At 39.2% G+C, this 18,978-nt stretch carries 17 protein-coding genes; 10 read left to right on the top strand and 7 right to left on the bottom strand.

Translation table 11 applies throughout. From position 1 onward, the window contains the following. Positions 1–168: 168 nt before the first annotated feature. The gene (gene purL / locus HRT55_RS00845; RefSeq protein WP_291618789.1) at positions 169–4,137 is read left to right on the top strand and encodes a phosphoribosylformylglycinamidine synthase; all 3,969 of its coding nucleotides are present in this window, start codon (positions 169–171) and stop codon (positions 4,135–4,137) included. Between the two features lie 255 nt (positions 4,138–4,392). Further along, positions 4,393–4,977 carry a hypothetical protein gene (locus tag HRT55_RS00840; RefSeq protein WP_291618114.1) on the top strand — a complete coding sequence of 195 codons (585 nt, stop codon included), beginning with the start codon at positions 4,393–4,395 and terminating at the stop codon, positions 4,975–4,977. 84 nt (positions 4,978–5,061) lie between these two features. Here the strand turns inward: HRT55_RS00840 and HRT55_RS00835 are convergent, their stop codons facing one another. Further along, positions 5,062–5,277: a hypothetical protein gene (locus tag HRT55_RS00835; protein WP_291618112.1), complete on the bottom strand. Its 216-nt coding sequence runs from the start codon at positions 5,275–5,277 to the stop codon at positions 5,062–5,064. Between the two features lie 57 nt (positions 5,278–5,334). After that, complete coding sequence (locus tag HRT55_RS00830; protein WP_291618110.1) at positions 5,335–5,673, bottom strand: ribonuclease E inhibitor RraB; 339 nt, start codon at positions 5,671–5,673, stop codon at positions 5,335–5,337. 116 nt (positions 5,674–5,789) lie between these two features. Between HRT55_RS00830 and HRT55_RS00825 the strand changes: the two genes are divergently transcribed. After that, positions 5,790–6,770: an RluA family pseudouridine synthase gene (locus HRT55_RS00825; protein WP_291618108.1), complete on the top strand. Its 981-nt coding sequence runs from the start codon at positions 5,790–5,792 to the stop codon at positions 6,768–6,770. Between the two features lie 110 nt (positions 6,771–6,880). On the opposite strand, the gene dapA is transcribed toward HRT55_RS00825, so the two are convergent. From dapA to HRT55_RS00810, 3 genes are all read right to left on the bottom strand, one after another. Beyond that, positions 6,881–7,801 (bottom strand): 4-hydroxy-tetrahydrodipicolinate synthase, encoded by a 921-nt coding sequence (gene dapA, locus HRT55_RS00820; RefSeq protein WP_291618107.1) that lies wholly within the window; start codon positions 7,799–7,801, stop codon positions 6,881–6,883. A 63-nt stretch (positions 7,802–7,864) separates the two neighbouring features. Continuing rightward, on the bottom strand, positions 7,865–8,254 hold the full coding sequence (locus HRT55_RS00815) for a hypothetical protein (RefSeq protein WP_291618105.1): 390 nt from the start codon (positions 8,252–8,254) through the stop codon (positions 7,865–7,867). A 187-nt stretch (positions 8,255–8,441) separates the two neighbouring features. After that, the gene (locus HRT55_RS00810) at positions 8,442–9,218 is read right to left on the bottom strand and encodes a DUF4097 family beta strand repeat-containing protein (protein ID WP_291618104.1); all 777 of its coding nucleotides are present in this window, start codon (positions 9,216–9,218) and stop codon (positions 8,442–8,444) included. Between the two features lie 112 nt (positions 9,219–9,330). Here HRT55_RS00810 and HRT55_RS00805 point away from each other — a divergent pair, with 112 nt between their 5' ends. The 4 genes from HRT55_RS00805 to HRT55_RS00790 all read left to right on the top strand — a co-directional run bounded on the left by HRT55_RS00805 (position 9,331) and on the right by HRT55_RS00790 (position 13,727). Then, positions 9,331–10,629 carry a CinA family nicotinamide mononucleotide deamidase-related protein gene (locus tag HRT55_RS00805; protein WP_291618102.1) on the top strand — a complete coding sequence of 433 codons (1,299 nt, stop codon included), beginning with the start codon at positions 9,331–9,333 and terminating at the stop codon, positions 10,627–10,629. Between the two features lie 157 nt (positions 10,630–10,786). Then, the gene (locus HRT55_RS00800; RefSeq protein WP_291615121.1) at positions 10,787–11,113 is read left to right on the top strand and encodes a hypothetical protein; all 327 of its coding nucleotides are present in this window, start codon (positions 10,787–10,789) and stop codon (positions 11,111–11,113) included. Positions 11,114–11,232: 119 nt separating this feature from the next. Beyond that, a complete protein-coding gene (locus HRT55_RS00795) occupies positions 11,233–12,921 on the top strand; it encodes a DUF342 domain-containing protein (protein ID WP_291618100.1) in 1,689 nt (562 codons plus the stop codon). A gap of 38 nt (positions 12,922–12,959) precedes the next feature. Next, positions 12,960–13,727, top strand: a complete 768-nt coding sequence (locus tag HRT55_RS00790; RefSeq protein ID WP_291618098.1) for a YggN family protein — start codon at positions 12,960–12,962, stop codon at positions 13,725–13,727. A gap of 142 nt (positions 13,728–13,869) precedes the next feature. Here the strand turns inward: HRT55_RS00790 and HRT55_RS00785 are convergent, their stop codons facing one another. Beyond that, on the bottom strand, positions 13,870–15,531 hold the full coding sequence (locus HRT55_RS00785; RefSeq protein WP_291618096.1) for an electron transfer flavoprotein-ubiquinone oxidoreductase: 1,662 nt from the start codon (positions 15,529–15,531) through the stop codon (positions 13,870–13,872). A gap of 246 nt (positions 15,532–15,777) precedes the next feature. On the opposite strand from HRT55_RS00785, the gene HRT55_RS00780 reads away from it, so the two are divergent. The 3 genes from HRT55_RS00780 to HRT55_RS00770 all read left to right on the top strand — a co-directional run bounded on the left by HRT55_RS00780 (position 15,778) and on the right by HRT55_RS00770 (position 18,271). Continuing rightward, positions 15,778–16,530 carry an electron transfer flavoprotein subunit beta/FixA family protein gene (locus HRT55_RS00780; RefSeq protein WP_291618094.1) on the top strand — a complete coding sequence of 251 codons (753 nt, stop codon included), beginning with the start codon at positions 15,778–15,780 and terminating at the stop codon, positions 16,528–16,530. Continuing rightward, on the top strand, positions 16,527–17,453 hold the full coding sequence (locus tag HRT55_RS00775; RefSeq protein WP_291618092.1) for an FAD-binding protein: 927 nt from the start codon (positions 16,527–16,529) through the stop codon (positions 17,451–17,453). The genes HRT55_RS00780 and HRT55_RS00775 overlap by 4 nt, the downstream gene beginning before the upstream one ends. Before the next feature lie 419 nt (positions 17,454–17,872). Next, positions 17,873–18,271, top strand: coding sequence for a stress response translation initiation inhibitor YciH (locus HRT55_RS00770; protein ID WP_367240831.1), 399 nt, complete (start codon positions 17,873–17,875; stop codon positions 18,269–18,271). A gap of 90 nt (positions 18,272–18,361) precedes the next feature. Here HRT55_RS00770 and recR read toward each other — a convergent pair whose 3' ends face one another. Beyond that, a complete protein-coding gene (recR, locus tag HRT55_RS00765; protein WP_291618090.1) occupies positions 18,362–18,967 on the bottom strand; it encodes a recombination mediator RecR in 606 nt (201 codons plus the stop codon). Between the last annotated feature and the right edge of the window lie 11 nt (positions 18,968–18,978).

Raw genomic sequence — 18,978 nt, 5'->3', positions numbered from 1 at the left:
CTTTTTACCTGACACTAGTGTTAAGTTTTTACTTGACTTTTTCCGTTAACAAAAGCGTTAATTTCAACTATAATACGCGCGAAATTTTCGGTTAGTTTTTACTGTGCAGATTCAGCAAGTAAAAGCCAATCAAAGCCCTACATAATATTTGGTGATTACCCTATGACGATGTTGATTAAAAACCTTCGTGGCGCTCCAGCACTTTCTGAGTTCAGAGTTAAAAAACTATTAGCTCAATGTGAACAGTTACAGCTGCCAGTAAATGATATTTATGCTGAACTTGCCCATTTTGCTCAACTTAATGAAGATTTAAGTGCCAGTGAAGAGAATGTTTTACAGCAATTACTTACTTACGGCCCAACAATTGAAGAGCATCAACCTACAGGCTTATTTTTATTAGTGACTCCTCGTCCGGGCACTATTTCTCCTTGGTCATCAAAGTCTACCGATATAGCGCACAATTGTGGCTTAGCTAAAGTGGTTCGATTAGAGCGCGGTATTGCTTATTATGTATCATTCGAAAATGATGCACAGTTAAATGCAGAACAAGAAGTACAATTAAACGCATTATTACATGATCGTATGATGGAAAGTGTCTTTAATGATTTCGAAGAGGCAAGCAAGTTATTTGCCAGCAGTGAGCCTGGTGAATTAACCGCTATTGATATTGAAAATGGCGGTAAACAAGCACTTGTTAAAGCGAACGTAGAATTAGGTTTGGCTTTAGCTGATGATGAAGTTAATTACTTATTTGAAAACTTCACTAAACTAGGTCGCAACCCACACGATATTGAACTTTACATGTTTGCTCAAGCAAACTCAGAGCATTGTCGTCATAAAATTTTCAACGCGGACTGGACTATTGACGGCGTTAAACAAGAGAAATCTTTGTTTAAAATGATCCGTAATACTCACGAAATTAATGGTGATTACGTCCTTAGCGCTTATAAAGATAACGCTGCGGTAATGGTCGGTAATAAAGGTGGTCGTTTCTTCCCTAACCCTGAAACTAATGTTTATGGTTACCACCATGAAGATATTCAAATTTTGATGAAAGTTGAAACTCATAACCACCCTACCGCTATTTCTCCGTACCCTGGTGCTGCAACTGGCTCAGGTGGTGAAATTCGTGATGAAGGCGCAACCGGTATTGGCTCAAAACCAAAAGCAGGTTTAGTGGGCTTCTCGGTATCTAACTTACGCATTCCTGAATTTGTGCAACCTTGGGAAACTGATTTTGGCAAACCAAGCCGTATTGTTACTGCTTTTGACATCATGATGGAAGGTCCATTAGGTGGCGCGGCATTTAACAATGAATTCGGTCGTCCGGCTATTTTAGGTTACTTCCGTACGTATGAAGAAGAAGTTAACTCGTTTAACGGTGTTGAGGTACGTGGTTATCACAAGCCAATTATGCTTGCTGGTGGTTTAGGTAATATTCGTGATGAACATGTACAAAAACGTGAAATTATCGTTGGCGCTAACTTAATTGCCTTAGGTGGCCCAGCAATGAACATTGGTTTAGGCGGCGGTGCTGCTTCATCAATGGCTTCAGGTCAGTCAGCTGAAAGTTTAGACTTTGCTTCAGTACAACGTGAAAATCCAGAAATGGAACGTCGTTGCCAAGAAGTTATCGATAAGTGTTGGCAGCTAGGTGAAGAAAATCCAATCGCCTTTATTCATGATGTTGGTGCTGGCGGTTTATCTAATGCTTTCCCTGAACTTGTTTCTGATGGTGGCCGTGGTGGTGTATTTGAACTTCGTAACGTACCAAATGATGAACGCAGCATGGCGCCACATGAAATCTGGTGTAACGAATCTCAAGAACGTTATGTTATTGCCGTATCAGACAAGAATCTAGCGGTTTTTGAACAAATATGTGCCCGTGAACGTGCGCCATATGCTGTTGTTGGTCGTGCCACCGAAGAATTGCAATTAACCGTTACTGATGCACACTTTAGTGACAACGAAAAACTTAATACGCCGATTGATTTACCGCTTGAAGTATTATTAGGTAAAACACCTAAAATATTTAAAGACGTTAAAACGGCAACAGCTGCAGGTGATTCATTAGATCTAAGCAATGTCACCTTAACTGATGCTGCTAACCGTATTTTAAGTCTACCAACAGTGGCTGAAAAAACCTTCCTAATTACCATCGGCGATCGCAGCGTAACAGGCATGGTTAACCGCGACCAAATGGTTGGACCTTGGCAAGTACCAGTAGCCGATTGTGGTGTTACTGCATCTGCGCTTGATTCTTACCATGGTGAAGCTATGTCTCTTGGTGAGCGTACACCTGTTGCCTTATTAAACTTTGGCGCTTCTGCTCGTTTAGCAGTAGCAGAGTCACTAACTAACATTGCCGGTACTGATATTGGTGATTTAAACCGTATCAAGCTTTCAGCTAACTGGATGTCTCCTGCAGGTCACCCTGGTGAAGATGCTGGTCTTTATGAAGCGGTTAAAGCTATTGGTGAAGAACTTTGTCCAGCCCTTGGTTTAACCATTCCAGTAGGTAAAGACTCAATGTCGATGCGTACTCAATGGACTGAAGAAGGTATAGACAAGTCTGTCACTTCACCTATGTCATTAATCATCACCGCTTTTGGTGTTGTTGAGGATATTCGTAAAACAGTAACGCCTGAGCTTCGCAGCGACAAAGGCGAGACACGCTTAGTAGCTATCGACTTATCTAAAGGTAAGAAACGTTTAGGTGGCTCATGTTTAGCACAAGTTTACAAACAGCTTGGTAATGAAACCCCTGATGTTGATAGCCCAGAAGTATTAAAAGGTTTCTTCAACGCCATGCAAGCTCTTGTACGCGCTGAGAAGTTGGTGGCTTATCATGATATTTCAGATGGTGGTTTATTCACTACGGTTACTGAAATGGCTTTTGCCGGCCATACCGGTGTTGATATTGATATCAGCAAGCTCGTTACTACAAATGAAGCAAACGGCGCAAGTGATGATTTAGCTACCTTGTTTAATGAAGAGCTTGGCGCAGTTATGCAAATTCGTACCAACGATGTTGAAGCTATCGACACTATTTTAGCTGAGCACGGTATTTTAGATTACTGCACTGATATTGGTCATTTGAACAACGAAGATACTATTCGTTTCACTCGTGATGGTGAGGTTGTCTTAGAAAACTCTCGTACTTATTACCGTACTGTTTGGGCACAAACGACTTATAGAATGCAGTCACTGCGTGATAATCCAGAATGTGCACAACAAGAGCACGATGTTAAATTTGATACTGAAGATCCAGGTTTGAACACCGAGCTTACCTTTGATATCAACGAAGATATTGTTAGCGATTTAATTGTTAAAGACGCACAAAACGCTGCTAACGGCATCTCTAACCCTCGTATTGCTATTTTACGTGAGCAAGGTGTTAACTCTCATGTTGAAATGGCCGCGGCTTTTGACCGAGCGGGTTTTGTTGCCGTTGATGTACATATGTCGGATATCTTATCGGGTCGTACAGATTTAGCTGACTTTAACGGCTTAGTTGCTTGTGGTGGTTTCTCCTACGGTGATGTTCTAGGTGCTGGTGAAGGTTGGGCAAAATCAATATTATTTAATGCTGATGCCCGAACAATGTTTAAGACATTCTTTGAACGTAAAGATACTTTCACTCTAGGTGTGTGTAACGGTTGCCAAATGTTGTCAAACTTAAAAGACATCATCCCAGGCTCTGAGCACTGGCCTCACTTTGTACAAAACAAATCAGAACGTTTTGAAGCACGTTTCTCATTAGTTGAAATTCAAGAGAGTCCGTCGGTATTATTTAAAGGCATGGCTGGTTCACGTATGCCAATCGCGGTATCGCACGGTGAAGGTTATGCTGAATTTAGCTCTGATACTGCTATTGATGCTGCCAACAACTCAGGCACTGTATCAATGCGTTTCGTTAATAACTACGGTGACGTTACTGAAACATACCCAGCTAACCCTAACGGTTCAGTTGATGGTATAACTGCATTAACAACTACTGATGGTCGTGTCACCATTATGATGCCACATCCTGAACGTGTATTTAGAACGGTTGCTAACTCATGGCATCCAGATAGCTGGGGTGAAGATTCACCTTGGGTGCGCATGTTCCGTAACGCTCGTGCTTTTATAGGTTAATTTTATTGCTAGTTGTCCAAGGTTATTCATCAGAAATACTCATTGACTAACGTCAACTCCGTGTTTCTTCTTTGAACCTTGAACAGCTAACTGCAAAATAAACAATCAAATAGAACCGGTAAATTTCTGTTAAGAGATTTACCGGTTTTTTATTGCATAATTCAATGACTTAAACGAGAATACGATCAATTAAAGTAACCCACAACAATAAACAGTCGCTTTTTTGAGCGATTTTACCTATGCGGAAATGGAATTATGCATTACTCAGTTAAATTATATTTATTAACGGCTTTATTCGCTTTTTCGACTATATCTCAAGCCAACCAAAATGAGGCTGTTTTCTCTATTGGTGCGTTCAATGAACCTGAAGGGGATCGTTCTGGTGCCGAAATATCGGTATCTTTAAAAGGACATATGTTTGGCGGGAGACTAAGTGGCACTTTGTATTCTGGTGGTAATAACACTAAAACAGCTGAAACAACGAGTTACTTTTCTGCTGATGGTCATTTTTACCCTCAAGGCTATACAACTACAACCGAGTATGAAAGTAATGAGCTTTACCTTGGTTTTTCAGGCTTTGCCTTTGTGCATACCGGACAGGTAATAAACCCATATCTCGGTGTAGGTTTTTTTATTGGGAAAACACAACACTGTACCAGTCACGAAGAAGAATTTGAGGGCTGTAAAGATGAGCCTGTACTTGCTGTTTATCCTGAAATGGGTATTGAATTAAACATTATAAACATACAAATAACACCTTATATTCGACGTTATTACGATACCAGTGACTCACACAAGTCTGGCAATGTTTACGGCATTAACTTTGGATTTCGCTTTTAGCATTTTGTTCGTAGTCATACTTCAATTAATACAGAGTAATATTTAAAATAGTTGAACTTCTCAACGTTAACTTTTGTAAGTTAATTAAACAAAATCTAACGATATATCAGTACAGCCTTTTACACAGCGTACGCCCGTTGGGCCAGCTTGCTCAGGGGTATGAAGTTTAAGTGGTTGTTTACATACTTTACAGAGTACGGTTTTACCTAACATTACTTGTTTAAGTAATTTCTTTTGCTCAAAAAAAGAGTCTTTACTGGCTTTTTGTAACGCTGAAAACTGTTTAAGATCTATGTTCATATACTTGAAAAACTCACTAATAATAAAACCAAGGGTACACTTATAACAAGTAACTAGTTAAGCGATAAAATAAACACCAGCAAACTGTCCTTTTAAAGGTTCAGCACCTGCAACGAGTAACTCCTGATAACTTGTTATATTTTCATAAGTTGCCGGCATATACGGATAAGCAGTAATTTCCCATGGTAAATCTTCATTCGCTTCATTGGGGGTAAATGAAAGTTTTTGGTTGTTTTCTAATAATATCTGACCAAACTTAAGCGCTAACTCTTGACTAGGAAATAGCATTGAAAATTCAATTTCACGTTCGCTGTTAAGGTCATCACCATCTTGGCTCATCTGCCAAAGGGTGTTGCCTATTTCATCTTCAGGGAAAAGTGTTAGATCACGGCTCATATTAGTACTCATTTGCTGCAATTTTGCAGATTATTATTATCAATGGCTTATTTTAGCTTTGCACAGACCATAAACCTAGTAAAATAAACATACCAGCCTTGTTGTACATTAAAATTATGCCAATACCGTCCGCCGACTCTTCACTTGAGTCTAATAATCAAAGCAGTCAAAACTCTCAAAGCGCTCAATTCAAATATCACAAGTTTGAATGGCATATTAAAGCGAGTGAACAGCAAAGTGGTACAGCGATTACCTTACTTGAGAACTATGCGATAGATCAAGGCATAGCACTGTCCAAGGCAGAGTTAAAGCAGGCAATTAGTAAAGGTGCCTTATGGTTAACGCCAGCAAAAAATATAAAACAAACCCAACGCTTACGTCGAGTAAAAAAGCAATTACTCCCTGGTGATGAACTGCATTTTTATTACAATAGTGAAGTGCTCGGCACACCTGTCCCACAAGCTCAGTTGATTGCAGACTTAGTTGATTACAGCGTCTGGTATAAACCCTACGGTATGTTGTCACAGGGCTCTAAATGGAGTGATCATTGCACCATTGCTCGCTTTGCTCAGCAAAATTTACCAGATGAACGCCCTGCTTTTATTGTCCATCGATTAGATAGAGCGGCGACTGGCTTGATCCTTATAGCGCACAGTAAAAAGGCGGCACGAGCATTATCGAATATGTTTGAGCATCATCAACTAGAAAAGCATTACCACATCATTGTCCATGGCGATCACAGTGCAAGACCACAACCAGAGGTTATTAACAGTGACATTGATGGCAAGAGTGCCCGCAGTACTTTTACTTGCTTGGCTTATGACAGTGTTAGCAAGCGTTCATTAATAAAAGTCAAAATAGACAGTGGCCGAAAGCATCAAATACGCATACATGCCGCCACTATTGGACTACCAGTGGTAGGTGATAGATTGCATGGCATAGCAGATGAGAATGAGCCATGTAATTTACAACTGTGCGCAGTGAGCTTGCGTTTCATTTGCCCACTTTCAATTGAGCTGACGCCAGCAAGTGATAAGCCACCTATAGAAAAAGAACTACTTTTTGAATTGCCAGAAACATTAAAGCCCCAGTTGTAACATACGTTAGAACTGAGGCTTTAAATTTATAGCTTGTCTCGCGCTGAAAACTGTTTACCAGCACATAACTTCTATATACAGCGCTTAAATGCAGCTATTAGATGCAGATTTTAAATACAATAATTAAAGTCGTCATCTGCAAGTAGCGATAAACTATCACCAACTAAGTCTTTAGTGGCAATGGTTTTTAAAATATCTAGGCCCTGCTGACGTTGCTCTAGTGTTAGTGCTTGATACGGTAGACGAATATTTTTAGGCACCGCATCTGTCATCATTAACGCGCTATTGATTGCAATCGGGTTAGGCTCACAAAATAGCCACTTCATTAAATCTTGTACTTCGTCATTAAGTACTGTGGTTTGCGTTAAGTTCTCTTTATCCATTAGCTGGCGCATAATGCCAGGGATAATATTTGAAGTTACAGAAATCACGCCATGGGAGCCATATTCATGACGACTGGCATAACTTTCATCATCATTACCTGACCAACAAGCAATGCCTTGTTTTTCATAATAGGCAATACGATCGTTACCAGCACACTCTTTTACGCCAATAAAGTTTTTATGTGTTGATAAAGGCTCAATGAATTCTGGCGTTAAATCTTGTCCCGTTCTACCTGGCACGTTATAAATAAAGGCTGGACCAATATCGAGTACTTTTTTAAAATGTTCGATTACGCCTTTAAGAGAAGTACGGCCATAATACGGGTTAATTTGTAATGCGGCATCCATCCCTATAGCAAAACCATATTCGGTAGCTTTTATGGCTTCGCGGGTATTATTACTGCCAGTATTACCAACAATAATTAATTTATCACCAAAATTATGTACACAATGAGCAATTAGCATTAAATGCTCTTCCCAGCTAAGTAGATGCCCTTCACCGGTAGTTCCACCGACGACAATGCCATCAACACCAGCAGCGATTTGCTCTTTTATCAAGAAATCGTAACTTTTTAAACAAACTTCTCCTTTTTCAGTGTAAGGAGTTTTTATTGCGGTAATTAAACTTGCTGCTTTTAATCGCTTCATTAACTATCTCTAATTCTTATTTGATTTTAATTTAGGTAAATCAGTAAATTCTTGTCCATTATTCTAACAATGACCGAGGTTATCAACAACCCGTCTCATAATATATTCTTCATTGGTTAATATATGTTGGTAATGAAATGTTTTATGGTCCAACCCTAGCACCTTATACGCTTGATAATTATCATCATTATTTAAATCTGCTGAGTAGAGCTCTTCATTAATTAGTTCGTTTTTTGTTAAGGTAAAGTGAATATCTGCCACTAATCCCCAATCACCCAGCTCGGTAATTTCATCAATAACCTCACCCTTTTCATCAAGGGTTATAAAGGTAAATTCAAAGCTGCCATCACTGCTAAGCTGAGCATATTCAACGGTTTCATTACCTTGCTCATCAATATCATTTCGATACCAACGACCAAAAAGTAACGCCCGGGGATAAGTCTTTTTACTCACTATGTGTTTTCCTCAAATTTTGCCATGTGGAACTAGAACTTTAAGTTATTAGTTAATCATAAAAAAACCATAAGCTTGAATCAACAAACTTATGGTTATATTTAGGTAAAAAGTGCCAATATCAAAAAATTTCTATTTTTATGCACTAATGACGATAATGCATTGCTAACTAACTAGGAACAGACAGCTATTCACTTTTTAACAGCTCAATACTGCCATTAACGCTGTCTAAATTAATTTGACCTCCGCCGTTGCCAATTTTTCCGCGTAGGTTAACACCCAAAAAACCATTCTTGTTAGCTGTTAAGCCAAAAGTAGTGTTAATACTGCCATGCATAGTATCAGCCGTAATGTCAGCATTGATATTTTCAGGAAGGTACAATTTTATACTGCCGTTAACAGTTTCAACGGCTATCTTTTCAATGCCATGTGCATCTTGGTGATACCAAACATTTACGCTGCCATTAACTGAGCTTACTTCACTGTCACCGCGTAAACCAGTCGCATTGATTGAACCATTAACCACTCGCGCCGCTACTTCTCCGCTTATATTTTTAATCACTAAACTACCGTTAATAAGTTCAATATCAGTTAAATTAGTCTCCGCTGGTAACCATACTTGGTAATCTACTTTAGCCGCCTGTTTATGTTGACGGTAACCCTTTTCTTTATAGTCTGTACTAACCGTTACTTTCGGACCTAACTGAGTCATTTTAATAGTCACGTCATCACGAGACTCTTGTGTTTGTGCGCTAATTTTTGCCAGTACTTTTACGCTATTTTCCTGCCAACTATTGATGGTCACAGTGCCATTAATATTATTTAAGCTAAAACCACTTTGGCCTGATACCGAAAAAGACTGTTCAACTTCCTCAATCACTTGTGCTGATACTTGCAAACTAGGCAAAATAAGCGCGGTACAAAGCACTAAACGCTTTAAACAGTTGTTAATTTTATTACTCATGAATTATTCCCTCTATTTTATATTGTTTTTGACTTCACAAAAAAATTAGATGTAAGTTGAGATAAAAAGGTTTAAATTTATCGACAAATAATTACAGTTAGGAAAGCGATAGATGTCAGCCCCGAAAGTACAGTTATTATTAACCGGTAATGAGTTGATGACTGGAGACATTGTCGACAGTAACTCTGCCATGATGGCGCAAGTGTTAAAGGAACTTGGTCTTGAAATTAATCGTAAGGTAACCATCGCTGATGATTTAGCACTCCTTGTCAGTGAAATCACCTACATGGCAAGTACTAGCGACATCTTAATCATCAATGGTGGCCTAGGTCCTACGGTGGATGACTTAACCGCCCAAGCGTTAAGTCTTGCTATCGGGGAAGAGTTAAGTCAGCACCCACAAGCGCTTGCTCATTTAACCCTTTGGTGTCAACAACGTGGTACTGAATTAAATGCCCCTAACTTAAAACAAGCGATACTGCCTGCTGGTTGCCAAATAATCGCCAATAGAAGTGGCAGCGCCGTGGGGTTTTCCGTGCGTTATAAAGAGTGTGATATTTACTGTACCCCCGGCGTGCCTCATGAACTAAAAAACATGCTGAGAGAACAAATAATGCCAGCTATTGCTGAATACTTACCCAGTAATTTAACTACAGATGTTACTCGCTTGCAGGTGTTTGGCTTAGGTGAGTCAAGTTTGCAAAAAGCCATTAATGAGCAACTGCCCAATTGGCCCGCAGAAATAGAGCTGGGCTTTCGTGCCGGAATGCCGTTACTTGAAATCAAGCTAACCACAAATACCAAGCAAGGTTTGGCATTAAAACCACTATGGCAAAAGAAACTGACCAAGGTGCTTGGCGAGCATTTAATCGCTGAAATCCAAGGTAAACCAAAGACTCTGGCAGAACACCTGCTTAATCAACTGCAGCAGAATAAGGTAAAAGTCACCACAGCTGAGTCTTGTACTGGTGGACTCATAGCCAGTAAATTAACAGAAATCAGTGGCTCATCCTTATGCTTTGAAGCGGGTTATGTCACCTATAGTAACGAAATAAAAACGGCTATGCTTGATGTCCCCGCTAGCCTTTTCGAGCAAGACGGCGCGGTAAGTGAAGCTGTGGTAATAGCCATGGCAAAAGGCGCACTGTTAAAGTCGAAAGCAGATCTTGCCATTGCCGTATCGGGTATTGCCGGCCCAAATGGCGGCAGTGAAAATAAACCTGTGGGTACCGTTTGGTTAGCTTGGGGTAGTATTGATAATATCAAAACTCAGTGTTTGTTATTACCTTATAATAGACATCAATTTCAACAATTTGTCGCGGCAATAGGCTTAGACTTACTGCGCCGATACCTACTAAACGTAGAGGCAACACCAAACTATGTCATAGAAAGAGCCTTTCCACTGCAATAAGGTGCCAAGAACAAGAGATAAAACAATCACAAAGTTATCAACTAGAATAGTATTATCAGTTAATAACTAATCGCTTAGTCATTGCTTAGTTTAGTAAAAATTTATATATTAGGACTAATAGCAAAGATAAGTAATAAATGAATACTAGGAGCCTATTTTGATAGAGAAAAATTTTATAACCAGCGGCCGTAATACCGTAATACACAAAGTAAAAAAATTCGATTTACTTATTGTCAACGGCGAGAAATCTGTCGTTATTATCAGCCACCGCGGCATAGGAATTTATAAGGGTGAAGTGCCTGCAAAACGCTCTATTGCCAAAAAAGCTTACCAAGATATTGTTGATATTGCTTCTGCTGAATTATTTGGTGAAGAGAAAACACTATTATTTGTCCAAGCACTTGATGGCATTGAGTATAAGATAGATTATTCTAAAGAAGGCACCACAAGCTTTATTAAAATCCATCAAAATCATTATATGTAGGTTTGCTATAGATAAAGCCAGCTTTCGATCAAACACACACATGATAATTATAAAATAAAAGCACAGCATCTACCCGTTATTTGGCTCAGCAGTACTTAACGGTTAGGGGAGCCCCCGTAATGACCAAAGCCAGTTTAATTAGTAATAATAAGAATAATATCGATTTAGTGTTAGAGCCCATTAAAGGCGGAGATACTATTTCCGCTTTGACTATCAAAGAGCTAATTGATGCCTCAGAATTTAAAAAACTTAGACTCAATAATGGTAATGTTAAAAATGCCGTGGCTGAGTTAAATGATGTACTCAAACCTTTACAAGATAAAAAAACCGGTAGAACCATACGTTATCAAGTACTTGAACGTGTTGATGCAAAAATTAATATCACCATAGAATCTGATGAAATGGGCGCCAAGGCTGAAATTACTAGTGCTCAAGGTGGTAAACATCTTTCGGCAAAAGCAATATTAACCGCAGCACAAGAAGCTGGGGTAAAAAAAGGCTTTAGTAAAGAGCATTTAATACAACTTGCCCAACTTGCCGCAAAAGAAGCCCCTAATAATCAAGTTGATATGCAAATTGCTTCAGGAAGAGTACCAGTCAACGGTAAAGATGCCATCATCAAGCCATTAGTCGAAAGTGCACAAACTCGTATACTAAAACCCAAAAAACGCGAAGATGGTAGCGTAGACATGCGCGATCTAGGCGATATTATCTGTGTAAAAGTTGGTGACCCTTTAGCTAAAAAAGTCCCGTTAACACAAGGTATACAAGGTTACACGGTAACAGCGACACCGTTATCACCAGAGCCAGGTAATGACGTAGAGCTAGTTGCAGGTGAAGGGACTAATATAAGTCCGAAAAACAACAATATATTAGTATCAGAGAAAGTTGGTCTACCTAAGCTTATTAACAATGGCATGGAAGTTGATGAGATATATAAGATAAAAAACGTCAATGTGGCTACTGGTAACATCAATTTTACTGGCAGTGTAATTATTGATGGCGATGTTACTGAAGGCATGAAAGTAACAGCTTCAGGTGATATTACCGTTGGCGGTTTTGTTGAGTCAGCCACGCTTGATTCAGGTGGTGACATTACTATTTCGGGTGGCATTATTGGCCGAAAACATGATATTGAAAAAACTCATATTACCGACGTTACTATGAGTGTAAATATTCATGCTAAAGGCAGTATTTATGCTAAATATGCCCAATACGCACAAATCAGCTGTACTCAAGACGTGCGTATTGAAAACCAGTTACTGCACAGTATTTTAGATATTAATGGTCGTCTATGGATAGGAACCAATGACAAAGCCAATGGCAAACTCATTGGCGGTTATACCAAAGCAGGCAGCTCGGTAAACGCGGGGATGATTGGTGCTACCGCTGGTAGTAATACCATAGTTAATTTTGAGCACAAAATACTGAAATTTAAAGATGAAATTCATCAAGTAGAAGTATTACTCAAAGAAGAGTCAGATAAAACCAATGAATTAAAAGCGGCAATAAATAAATTAAAGAAATTGCCGAAAGAAAAAGCAAAACCAGAGCTAATAGCCAAAATAGTGCCAACCTACCAATATCATGCCAATAAAATGGGTGAAATGCTCAATGAAAAAAGCACCCTTGAAGATAGCTTGCAAGCGTACATGGCCAGTGTGTATATTGAAGCAACTGAAAAGCTTTATCATGGCGTAGAGCTCATTGTCGGTGACTTTAATGATAGAACCCGCCGAGAATATGGCCCAAGTAAAATGATCTATCGTGAGAGAAAGATACTTATTGACCCGATAGTGAATACTTAACGATTATGGTAAATATCTCAACGCTAAAATATAGTTTTATGCTTTTGGTTAGCTTACCTTTTTACCAGCAAGCCTATGCCCAGCAATGCTCTATCAACCTAAATTTTGGGGTTATTATTGACCCCAAACATATCCGTATTATCGAGCAAGGTAAAACCCTAGTACAAATTAACCATAGCGAACAACTTTTTATTAGTGGTAGAGAAGTCAGCTTATCTATTGAACAGCAACAATTATTAAGCAGCTTTAGTACTGGGATTCGCCAGCAAGTACCCGAAATAGTCTCTATTGCAGTTGAAGGTGTTGATATTGCTTTAAAAGCAGTCAATGAAGTGATTGCGGGCTTAACCGGTGAAAATAGTGCTTCACAGCAAAAAGTACAAGCCAAGTTTGATGAGTTAAAGTGGCGGATACGCGCACGTTTCAATCAAAGTGCCGATAACTATTATATCGCCCCACAAGACTTAAATGATTATGATGAAATGCTAACCGGTCAATTTGAACAAGAAATTGAAGCGATGATTTCAACATCCATTGGCTCTATATTAGCCGTGGTTGGTCAGTCAATTCTAGCAGACGATGACAATAGTGATTACGGTGGTGAAACACGAATAACTACCTTTGATACACGCTTAAAAAACATTAGTAAAGGGTTAGAGTTAGAAGTCACTGAACGTGCCAAAGCACTCGATAAAAAAGCGGCTATCATTTGTCAGAAGTTCAGCCAATTAGATGAAATTGAAACGCTGCTGCATCAGGCCATACCGGCATTAAAAAAATATAACCTGATAGAAATATCTAATTAAAGCTAACTATTACAGCTCTAAATTATTACCCACTTGATTTATAACTCCTTACTTTATAACCTCCTTTTTTTTAGCAGCTAAAAAGCAAAAGCCCCAGATACTCTAACGAGTATCTGGGGCTTTAATCGATATAATTAACTAATTACATATTCGGGTAGTTTGGCCCACCGGTACCTTCTGGTGTTACCCAGGTGATATTCTGACTTGGGTCTTTAATATCACAGGTTTTACAGTGAATACAGTTTTGCGCGTTAATGACAAACTTGTCGCCTTGCTCAGTTTTTTCAACTTCATAGACACCTGCAGGACAATATAACTGTGCTGGCTCATTATATTTAGCTAAATTCACCTGAATAGGAATAGCTGCATCTTTAAGCTTTAAGTGACAAGGTTGCTCTTCTTCGTGGTTAGTATTTGACAAAAATACTGAAGATAACTTATCAAAGCTTAATTTATTGTCAGGCTTAGCATACTGAATCACCGGCGCATCTGCAGCTGGCTTTAATTGAGCATAATCTAAGCTGTCATCTTTAAAGTTAAACGGTAATTTACCACCAAAGAAGTTTTGATCTACCATGTTATAAGCGCCACCTAACATGGTGCCAAACTTATGCATAGCTGGACCAAAGTTACGGGTGTTGTATAACTCTTCATATAACCAAGAGTCTTTATAAAGCTGGGTGAAATTAGTTAAATCTTGCTTACCTTCAGCCGATATACCTTCACCTGTAATCAATGTTTGGGCTATAGCTTCAGCAGCTAACATGCCAGATTTCATCGCCGTATGATTACCTTTGATTTTAGCAAAGTTAATAGTACCGGCGTCACAACCCACTAATAATGCACCCGGCATGGTCATTTTAGGTAATGAATTAAAACCGCCTTTGGCCATAGCTCGTGCACCATAGGAAACACGCTTACCACCTTCAAGGTATTGGCTAATTTTAGGATGATGTTTATAACGTTGAAATTCATCAAAAGGACTTAGGTGTGGGTTGCTATAATTTAAATCAACAATTAAACCGACAAATACCTGATTATTTTCCGCATGATAAAGGTAACCACCACCAGTAGTATCTTTATCTAATGGCCAGCCAGCAGTATGTACTACTAACCCTTCTTGATGATTGACTGGGTCAATATCCCAAATTTCTTTAAAACCTAAACCATAATGTTGTGGCGAGCTATCTTCATCAAGATTAAATTTTTCAATTAACTCTTTACCTAGATGACCACGACAACCTTCAGCAAAAACAGTGTATTTAGCACGTAACTCCATACCTGGCATAAAAGAGTCTTTCTCTTTACCGTTCGCATCTAAGCCCATATCACCGGTAATGATACCGCCAACACTGCCATCATCATTATAAATAATACTTTGTGCAGGGAAGCCAGGAAAGATCTCAACACCTAGTTGCTCAGCTTGCTCAGCTAACCAGCGACAAACATTGCCCATACTGACAATATAGTTACCATCATTGTGCATAGTTTTTGGTACAGAAAAGTTAGGTAATTTGATGCCTGAACTGTCATTACTTAACAAGTAAATGTCATCACCTGTTACTTTAGTCGTTAATGGTGCATTTTTTTCTTGCCAATCAGGAAACAATTCGTTTAAAGATCTAGGTTCAAATACAGCACCAGAAAGGATGTGAGCACCCACTTCTGAGCCTTTTTCAACTACACAAACCATTAATTCTTGTTGTTTTTCTTGTGCAAGTTGCATTAAGCGACAAGCAGTTGATAAACCTGCAGGTCCAGCGCCAACAATGACTACGTCAAATTCCATCGATTCGCGTTCCATAAGATCTCCCAGTATTATTCTATAATTATTTTAAAAGCTTGTAATTAAATTCAAACATGCGTTTGATATTCAAACAGGTGTTTGATAGTATCTTATTACAAGTGCTCAAGCAAGACACTGACATGAGCATTTAAATAGATTGTATCTTAGTTTAAAAGTTTTAACCAAGATTGCGTTGACGTTGACGTCAACCGAGGGTATCTTTTAACTATTATTGTAAATTAACCAACCTTTTCAGAGGCTGCGATGAAAGTATTAGTTCCTATAAAACGTGTTATTGACTATAACGTCAAAGTTCGAGTAAAACCCGACCATTCCAATGTAGATCTTGCCAATACAAAAATGGCGATAAACCCTTTTTGTGAAATTGCCGTTGAAGAAGCTGTACGTTTAAAAGAAGCTGGTATAGCTACAGAAGTCATTGCAATTTCTATCGGTGATAAGTCTTGCCAAGAGCAGTTGCGTACCGCATTAGCGTTAGGCGCCGATCGCGCTATTCAAATTGAAACTAGCGAAAGCCTAGATGCATTAAACATTGCTAAGTTATTACAAAAAGTAGTTGAAGAAGAGCAACCACAACTTGTTATTTTAGGTAAGCAATCAATTGATAGCGATAACAATCAAACAGGTCAAATGCTAGCAGCACTAACAGGTATGCCTCAAGGTACTTTTGCTTCAGTGGTAAAAGTTGAAGGCGAAAAAGTTAATGTTACCCGTGAAGTAGATGGCGGTTTGCAAACGCTTGCCCTTAACTTACCTGCGATTGTAACCACAGACTTACGTTTAAATGAACCTCGTTATGCTTCATTACCTAATATTATGAAAGCCAAGCGTAAGCCATTAGTTGTAAGACCGGCGGCAGATTTTGGCATTGATTTAAGCCCACGTACTAAATTATTAAAAGTGACTCCACCAGCAGAGCGCAAAGCCGGTGTTATAGTTGAAAGTATTGATGAATTAGTTGAAAAATTGAAAAATGAAGCCAAGGTGATCTCATGAGTATTTTAGTAATTGTTGAACACGACAACAGCTCGTTAAAAGCTGAAACTCTAAAAACCGTTGGCGCTGCGCAAAAAATTGGTGGTGATATCACCTTGCTAGTAGCTGGCTTTAATTGTCAAAATGTTGTTGATGCCGCAGTAAAAGTAAATGGCGTAAGCAAAGTATTAGTTGCTGACAATGCCGTTTATGAGCACCAGCTAGCTGAAAATGTCAGTTTATTAGTCACTGGTTTAGCAAGCGATTATGAACATATCCTAGCAACGGCATTAACTACCGGCAAAAACTTTATGCCTAGAGTTGCTGCGTTATTAGATGTTGCGCAAATTTCTGACATCATTGATGTTGAAAGTAGCGACACTTTTGTTCGCCCTATCTATGCAGGTAACGCGATTGCCACAGTACAAAGTTTAGACAGCAAAAAGGTTATCACTGTCCGTACTACGGGCTTTGATGCCGTAGCAACCGATGGTAATGCTGAAGTTGTTACTTTAGATACGGTTACTGATGCCGGTATATCAAGCCATGTCAATGACGAGTTTACTGTTTCTGAACGACCTGATCTAGGCGCAGCTACTGTGATAATTTCTGGTGGTCGCGGTATGCAAAATGGCGAGAACTTTAAATTACTTGACGGTATTGCCGACAAACTTGGCGCAGCTATTGGCGCATCACGCGCAGCTGTTGATGCTGGCTTTGTACCAAACGACATGCAAGTTGGTCAAACAGGTAAGATTGTTGCACCAGACCTTTATATTGCTGTCGGTATTAGTGGCGCGATTCAACATTTAGCCGGTATGAAAGACTCCAAAGTCATTGTTGCAATCAACAAAGACCCTGAAGCACCAATCTTCCAAGTAGCAGATTACGGTATTGTTGCTGATTTATTTGATGCTTTGCCTGAGTTAGAAAGCAAGCTTTAAAATATTGAGACAATAATATATTGCTAACAAGCAGTTTTCAGCTTGTTGTAGCCTTGATATAATAAAACCACGCTTATGCAAATAAGACGTGGTTTTCTTTTATCTAAAATTTGTTTAGTAATACCAAGTTGATTAAGTTCTTTCCCACTCAGCGAGAATTAAAGGGTTTAGAGGCAAGGCATTGATTAAAGAGAATGGTTATTCCCTTGTCAAAATCAATAACGCCGCATATAAACCCTTTAAACTCGCCCTATGGGAGCTTACTCAATGCCCACTAACATAGTTAAATTTATTTGGTTTAGAATGACTAGACCTAAACAAATCAGCCTTGTTAATGAACATTGAGTACAGCTCTGAGTTGGGGAGAAATTTAATCAATTTGGTATTATCCCAATCTGATTAATAGTATTGAGTGAGTTATGAAAAATAGTTTGTCTAGTTTAAGTGATTTAGCCGCAGCATTTGGTAAAGCACCCATCGAGCGTGATAACGCGGCGCCAGCAAGTGATGATTCATTAGTCTATTCAACTGACAGTGGTCGCATTAGCCAACAAAAAGAAAAAACAGTTACACCAAGTGATGGTTTTGCTCGCGTTCGACGTGAAACTAAAGGCAGAAAAGGCAAAGGTGTTATTGTTATCAGTGGCTTAGGCTTAGACAGTAAGGCACTTAAAGAGTTAGCGAAGAAATTGAAGAAGACCTGTGGCAGTGGCGGCTCAGTCGTTGGTGAAACCATTGAGGTTCAAGGCGATAAGCGCGACGTAATACAACAGGTTTTAGAAAAGTCTGGTTTTAAAGTTAAGTTTACTGGCGGTTAAACCTTCCCTCTAGTTCTGCCTTCTGGCTATTTATTAACGATTAATAGCCAGAATCTCATAAACTAGAGCTCATAATCTAAAGCTAATTAACTAAATCTCATAAGCTTTCCTACCTGATAAGGCATGAGATAAAGTATTGCCATCAACATACTCTAACTCGCCACCTACCGGCACACCGTGAGCTATTCTAGAGATATTAACTTGATATTGCTGAGCGAGCTCGGCAATAAAGTGTGCCGTTGCCTCCCCTTCTACCGTAGGGTTAGTTGCTAAAATAACCTCAATAAACTGACCACTGGAAAATTGCTTCGCTAAGATATCTAAACCTAAATCATCCGGCCCTATGCCATCGATAGGTGATAAATGTCCCATCAGCACAAAGTATTTACCAAAGAACTCACCGGTTTGCTCTATGGCAATAACATCACCCGGCGTCTCAACAATACAAAGCGTAGTTGATAATTGTCGCTTAGGGCTTTGGCAAATTTCACATAAGGCTTCTTCGGTAAAATTACGACACTGTTGGCAATGGCCAATATCAATCATCGCCTTTGCTAGAGTTTTGGCAAGTTTACTGCCGCCACGTCGATTACGTTCAAGTAACTGAAAGGCCATGCGTTGGGCTGACTTAGCGCCAACACCAGGTAAACATTTCAGCGAATCAATTAACTCTTGCACAAGTGGACTAAATTTCATAGGTAACAGCT

The organism is Colwellia sp. (genome assembly GCF_013214175.1).
Lineage (GTDB): Bacteria > Pseudomonadota > Gammaproteobacteria > Enterobacterales > Alteromonadaceae > Colwellia.
The sequence above is the reverse complement of the archived record's forward strand: the minus strand, read 5'-3'. Positions and strand labels throughout refer to the sequence as shown.

Coding starts and splice junctions, on each gene's coding strand:
- HRT55_RS00840 (WP_291618114.1), top strand. CDS start 4,393: ATGCATTACTCAGTTAAATTATATTTATTAACGGCTTTATTCGCTTTT.
- HRT55_RS00780 (WP_291618094.1), top strand. CDS start 15,778: ATGAAAGTATTAGTTCCTATAAAACGTGTTATTGACTATAACGTCAAA.
- HRT55_RS00795 (WP_291618100.1), top strand. CDS start 11,233: ATGACCAAAGCCAGTTTAATTAGTAATAATAAGAATAATATCGATTTA.
- recR (WP_291618090.1), bottom strand. CDS start 18,967: ATGAAATTTAGTCCACTTGTGCAAGAGTTAATTGATTCGCTGAAATGT.
- HRT55_RS00775 (WP_291618092.1), top strand. CDS start 16,527: ATGAGTATTTTAGTAATTGTTGAACACGACAACAGCTCGTTAAAAGCT.
- HRT55_RS00830 (WP_291618110.1), bottom strand. CDS start 5,673: ATGAGCCGTGATCTAACACTTTTCCCTGAAGATGAAATAGGCAACACC.
- dapA (WP_291618107.1), bottom strand. CDS start 7,801: ATGAAGCGATTAAAAGCAGCAAGTTTAATTACCGCAATAAAAACTCCT.
- HRT55_RS00805 (WP_291618102.1), top strand. CDS start 9,331: ATGTCAGCCCCGAAAGTACAGTTATTATTAACCGGTAATGAGTTGATG.
- HRT55_RS00785 (WP_291618096.1), bottom strand. CDS start 15,531: ATGGAACGCGAATCGATGGAATTTGACGTAGTCATTGTTGGCGCTGGA.
- HRT55_RS00810 (WP_291618104.1), bottom strand. CDS start 9,218: ATGAGTAATAAAATTAACAACTGTTTAAAGCGTTTAGTGCTTTGTACC.
- HRT55_RS00790 (WP_291618098.1), top strand. CDS start 12,960: ATGCTTTTGGTTAGCTTACCTTTTTACCAGCAAGCCTATGCCCAGCAA.
- HRT55_RS00835 (WP_291618112.1), bottom strand. CDS start 5,277: ATGAACATAGATCTTAAACAGTTTTCAGCGTTACAAAAAGCCAGTAAA.
- HRT55_RS00770 (WP_367240831.1), top strand. CDS start 17,873: ATGAAAAATAGTTTGTCTAGTTTAAGTGATTTAGCCGCAGCATTTGGT.
- purL (WP_291618789.1), top strand. CDS start 169: ATGTTGATTAAAAACCTTCGTGGCGCTCCAGCACTTTCTGAGTTCAGA.
- HRT55_RS00825 (WP_291618108.1), top strand. CDS start 5,790: ATGCCAATACCGTCCGCCGACTCTTCACTTGAGTCTAATAATCAAAGC.